The organism is Dellaglioa sp. CoH-56-MRSF-10, from assembly GCF_056782175.1.
This window is the reverse complement of sequence record NZ_JBXAYF010000130.1, coordinates 1-257: the sequence shown is the minus strand read 5'-3', so window position 1 is coordinate 257 and position 257 is coordinate 1. Positions and strand designations below refer to the sequence as shown.

The 257-nt window shown below is 49.4% G+C and carries 1 protein-coding gene; it reads left to right on the top strand.

Going from position 1 to position 257, the window contains the following annotated elements:
• The coding region (locus AC1RP4_RS08065; RefSeq protein ID WP_481763287.1) for a hypothetical protein at nucleotides 1-257 on the top strand (257 nt) is incomplete at both ends.

Here is a 257-nt window from a genome sequence, read left to right as displayed (position 1 = left end):
ATTCAACATCATCTTCAGTCCTAATACTCCGCAGGTAAGCAGCAAGGACATTATCGTTGAACGTCAATTGGGCAAGCACCTGATCGTTCAGAACGCGAACCCATGGAATTCACGCAACCGCAATACGCTGGATTTTCAGGCCAATGTACGGGTGCTTCAGCCTCAAGAAATTTACCGGCTGCTACCAGTACGCGCCCGCGTCATGACAAAGCCCCAAACAACATTGCTCTCACGCGACAACGTAATCGGCATTAGAA